Here is a 4125-nt window from a genome sequence, read left to right on the forward strand (position 1 = left end):
TGATGTAGGTTGATTTTACTAAGTTAATTCACTCAGCAATACAACTTCATCAGGATTATGACCATGTTTGACCGCCAAAACACCTTAGCTAAAACCGATACAGAATTGTGGGCAGCGATTCAGAATGAGAATAAGCGTCAGGAAGACCATATTGAGCTGATCGCTTCTGAGAATTACACCTCACCAGCAGTGATGCAAGCGCAGGGCTCTCAGTTGACCAATAAGTATGCTGAAGGCTATCCAGGTAAGCGTTATTACGGTGGTTGTGAGTTTGTGGACGTTGCTGAGCAATTGGCAATTGATCGCGTTAAGGCCTTGTTTGGTGCCGAGGCGGCTAATGTGCAACCCCATTGCGGCGCATCTGCCAACCAAGCGGTGTTCTTGGCTTTCTTGAAACCAGGCGATACCTTCATGGGTATGAGCTTGGCTGAAGGTGGTCACTTGACTCACGGTATGGCTCTAAACATGAGTGGTAAGTGGTTTAACCCAATTGCTTATGGCTTAGATAAAAATGAAGAAATTGATTACGAGCAGATGGAGCGTTTGGCCCGTGAGCACAAACCAAAATTGATTATTGCTGGCGCCTCTGCGTATTCCAAAAAGATTGATTTCGAGCGCATCGGTAAATTGGCAAAAGAAGTGGGCGCGATTTTTATGGTGGACATGGCCCACTACGCAGGTTTAATTGCTGCTGGTGTCTATCCAAACCCAGTGCCACATGCCGACATCGTTACTTCTACTACGCATAAGAGTTTGCGCGGTCCACGTGGCGGCATCATCTTGATGAAGGCTGAGCACGAGAAAGTAATTAACTCAGCTGTATTCCCTGGCCTACAAGGCGGTCCTTTGATGCATGTGATTGCTGGTAAAGCCGCAGCATTTAAAGAGGCTCAAGAGCCTAGCTTTATCGATTATCAAAAACAAGTAGTTGCTAACGCAAAAGCCTTAGCTGAAACTTTAATCTCACGTGGCTTACGTATTGTTTCTGGCGGTACAGACTCTCATGTGATGTTGGTCGACTTACGCGCTAAGAAAATGACTGGTAAAGAGGCTGAGCGTGTATTGGGTGAAGCGCACATTACTTGCAACAAGAATGGCATTCCCAACGATCCAGAAAAACCAATGGTGACTAGCGGTATTCGTTTGGGCTCACCAGCAATGACTACTCGTGGCTTCAAAGAAGCTGAAGCACGTCAAGTGGGTAATTTCATTGCAGACGTTTTGGATAACCCCAATGATGCTGACAATATTGCCAAGGTTCGTGCGCAAGTTGCTGAGTTGACCAAGCGTTTCCCTGTTTACGGCTAAGCCTAAGTTAGAGAAAGTCCTCATTGCGCTGCCCTTTTTGCCATAACGACGATACCCAGGTTTTAGATACCCGGGTATCGGATGAAGGCGATACCATTCGTCGCCGCCGCCGTTGCTCAAAGTGCGATAAACGATTTACGACTTACGAGCGTGTAGAGCTCGTATTGCCTGCGGTCGTTAAAAAGAACGGCAGTCGCGTTGATTACAGCCATGACAAGCTAGCTAGCTCAATCAAGCTGGCATTGCGCAAACGACCTGTCTCATCCGATTCTGTAGATGAAGCGATTGCCCGTATTGAAGAGAAGTTACTTAGTCTGGGCGAAAAAGAAATTCCAAGCGAGCGCGTAGGTGAGTTGGTAATGCGTGAACTCAAGCGCCTCGATAAAGTGGCTTACATCCGCTTTGCTTCTGTCTACCGAAGCTTTGCGGATATTGAATCTTTTGAGAGTGCATTGAAAGAGTTGAAGTAATTATTCTGAAATTTAGGATTTAGTTGTTTTATTTTGATCGAAACTCTTGCAGTGCTTCGCTCTTTCTTCGAGATCCTTTGTAAATTTTTTCAGTTCTTTTGTGGTCAGCACTCCGTAGCGATGAAGTCCGAGCATTGTTTCATTCATCTCATCAATAATTCTGCTGGTTGATTTTCTATCTGCCATTGACCGAATTTAGCACTGAAGAGCCACTTTCTGAGTTTAAATAAATAGCTATTTCACTTAGATGGTTTTTGTGTATACTGTAATCGATCAATTACAATTTGGGCATGTATGAAATCAATAAAACAGCTGAATTTGAGGTATGGCTCAATACTATTCGGGACCCCATTGCTCAGGGTCGATTACTGGCGAGGCTTCGTAAGGTGGCTTTGGGTAATTTGGGGGATGTTGCTCCGATATCCGGTGGGATATATGAAATGCGAGAGCATTTTGGCGCCGGATGGAGAATGTATTACATACAGCGCAGAAAAGTAATTATCGTAATGCTGGGTGGTGGCTCTAAATCTACTCAAGCGGTAGATATTAAGAAGGTTAAAAAGTTGCTCCTGACGATGGAGGATTAAATGACAAAAATGAAAAAGATAAAAATAAGTGATTTACCAAAATTTGATGTTGTAGATTATTTAAAAACAGAAGAGGATATTGCTGGATACCTAACAGCGGTCTTGGAGGATGGTGACCCCGCTTTATTTGTCGCTGCTATTGGTGATATTGCGAGAGCAAAAGGAATGAGTGATATTGCTAAAAAAAGTGGCGTTACTAGGGAGTCTCTGTATAGGGCTTTGAAAATTGAGGCTCGACCACGATTTGAGACTGTCACAAGAGTAATACATGCCTTGGGAATGAAATTAAGTGTTCATGCCTAATAAAAAATGGACTGCAAGTGCAGTCCATTTTAGCTTTTGCATAAAACAAGTTATTTCAGAACTGCAAAGATTGAAGCAGTAATGTCATCAACGCTACCGGTACCACTGACCTTACAATAGGCGGGAGCCTTTACTTTGTCAGCTGCGTTGCTTTGTGTTGCCCAAGTTGAGTAGTACTCCACGAGTGGACGAGTCTGATCGTTGTATACCTGCAAACGCTTGCGAACAGTTTCTTCTTTGTCGTCATCACGCTGAATCAAGGCTTCACCAGTGACATCATCCTTGCCTTCTACTTTTGGTGGGTTGAAAGTGATGTGATAAGTGCGGCCTGAAGCAGGATGAACACGACGACCACTCATGCGATCAATGATGGCATCAAACGGTACATCAATTTCTAAAACGTAATCGATAGGCACGCCCGCATCTTTCATGGCTTGCGCTTGAGGAATGGTTCTTGGAAAACCATCAAACAAATAACCCTTACTGCAATCAGGTTGAGTTAGGCGATCTTTGACTAGGCCAATGATGATGTCATCGGAAACAAGGCCGCCCGCATCCATAATCTTTTTGGCAGCAACGCCAAGTTCAGTTCCAGCCTTAACAGCAGCGCGCAACATATCGCCTGTCGAGATTTGTGGAATAGCAAATTTTTCGCAAATGAACTGAGCTTGTGTTCCTTTGCCAGCACCTGGTGCACCTAGCAGAATTAACCGCATTGTTTTCCCCTTAGAAGACCCTCATTGTCCCGTATTTTTTCGGGATCCTTTGTAACTAATTCCTAGGATTATCCCCGAGAAACCGCTGATAACTAGATTCTGGGCTAGTTGATCAAGATGCGGCGTACCCGCTCGAGGTCTTCGGCGGTATCAACGCCGGCTGGCGGGGCTTCACTAGCAGTGTAGACGGCAATACGATAGCCGTTCCAGAGGGCGCGAAGCTGCTCTAGGGCCTCTGCTTGCTCGGGTGGAGCGGGTTCAAGACGGGTGTAGGCCTGCAGAAAATCCGCCCGATAGGCATAGATGCCCAAATGGCGTAAATGGACCACATTGGAAGTTATTTCTGGGTCGCGCACAAACGGTATGGCGGATCTAGAGAAGTAGAGGGCCTCATTGGAACGATTAAGGACTACTTTGACCACGTTGGGATTATTAATCTCAGTGACATCTGCAATGGGCACTGCAACAGTCGAGATCGCGCAAGCAGCGTTGTCAGCCAGAGTTTGGGCAACCTGGTTAATGAGTTCTGGCGGAATGAGCGGCTCATCGCCTTGTACATTCACAATCAAAGTATCTGCTGGAAGTTTTAGTAATTGCGCAACCTCTGCAATGCGGTCTGTGCCAGTGGGGTGATCTGGGCTAGTTAACAAGCACTCAATGCGGTGTTCATCACACGCTGCCTGGATTTCTGGTGAGTCAGTCGCAACCACTACGCTTTGCGCATTGGATTGCTGCGCGCGC

General features: G+C 45.8%; 6 protein-coding genes. 4 read left to right on the forward strand and 2 right to left on the reverse strand.

Annotated features, from left to right (window positions below):
- The first annotated feature begins 63 nt into the window (after nucleotides 1-63).
- From glyA to B7Y67_RS12015, 4 genes are all read left to right on the forward strand, one after another.
- Nucleotides 64-1308, forward strand: a complete 1245-nt coding sequence (gene glyA / locus B7Y67_RS12000; protein ID WP_293598843.1) for a serine hydroxymethyltransferase — start codon at nucleotides 64-66, stop codon at nucleotides 1306-1308.
- A 23-nt stretch (nucleotides 1309-1331) separates the two neighbouring features.
- The gene (gene nrdR, locus B7Y67_RS12005) at nucleotides 1332-1778 is read left to right on the forward strand and encodes a transcriptional regulator NrdR (RefSeq protein ID WP_293598844.1); all 447 of its coding nucleotides are present in this window, start codon (nucleotides 1332-1334) and stop codon (nucleotides 1776-1778) included.
- 290 nt (nucleotides 1779-2068) lie between these two features.
- Nucleotides 2069-2365, forward strand: a complete 297-nt coding sequence (locus B7Y67_RS12010; protein WP_293598845.1) for a type II toxin-antitoxin system RelE/ParE family toxin — start codon at nucleotides 2069-2071, stop codon at nucleotides 2363-2365.
- Nucleotides 2366-2668 carry an addiction module antidote protein gene (locus B7Y67_RS12015; protein ID WP_293598846.1) on the forward strand — a complete coding sequence of 101 codons (303 nt, stop codon included), beginning with the start codon at nucleotides 2366-2368 and terminating at the stop codon, nucleotides 2666-2668.
- Nucleotides 2669-2718: 50 nt separating this feature from the next.
- Here B7Y67_RS12015 and adk read toward each other — a convergent pair whose 3' ends face one another.
- The gene (gene adk, locus B7Y67_RS12020) at nucleotides 2719-3384 is read right to left on the reverse strand and encodes an adenylate kinase (protein WP_293598847.1); all 666 of its coding nucleotides are present in this window, start codon (nucleotides 3382-3384) and stop codon (nucleotides 2719-2721) included.
- Between the two features lie 104 nt (nucleotides 3385-3488).
- The coding region (kdsB, locus tag B7Y67_RS12025; RefSeq protein WP_293598848.1) for a 3-deoxy-manno-octulosonate cytidylyltransferase at nucleotides 3489-4125 on the reverse strand (637 nt) is incomplete at its 5' end.

The organism is Polynucleobacter sp. 35-46-11 (assembly GCF_002281105.1).

Bases quoted from the DNA above. Each gene is read 5' to 3' on its own strand.
- glyA (WP_293598843.1), top strand. From the start codon at position 64: ATGTTTGACCGCCAAAACACCTTAGCTAAAACCGATACAGAATTGTGG.
- B7Y67_RS12010 (WP_293598845.1), top strand. From the start codon at position 2,069: ATGTATGAAATCAATAAAACAGCTGAATTTGAGGTATGGCTCAATACT.
- B7Y67_RS12015 (WP_293598846.1), top strand. From the start codon at position 2,366: ATGACAAAAATGAAAAAGATAAAAATAAGTGATTTACCAAAATTTGAT.
- adk (WP_293598847.1), bottom strand. From the start codon at position 3,384: ATGCGGTTAATTCTGCTAGGTGCACCAGGTGCTGGCAAAGGAACACAA.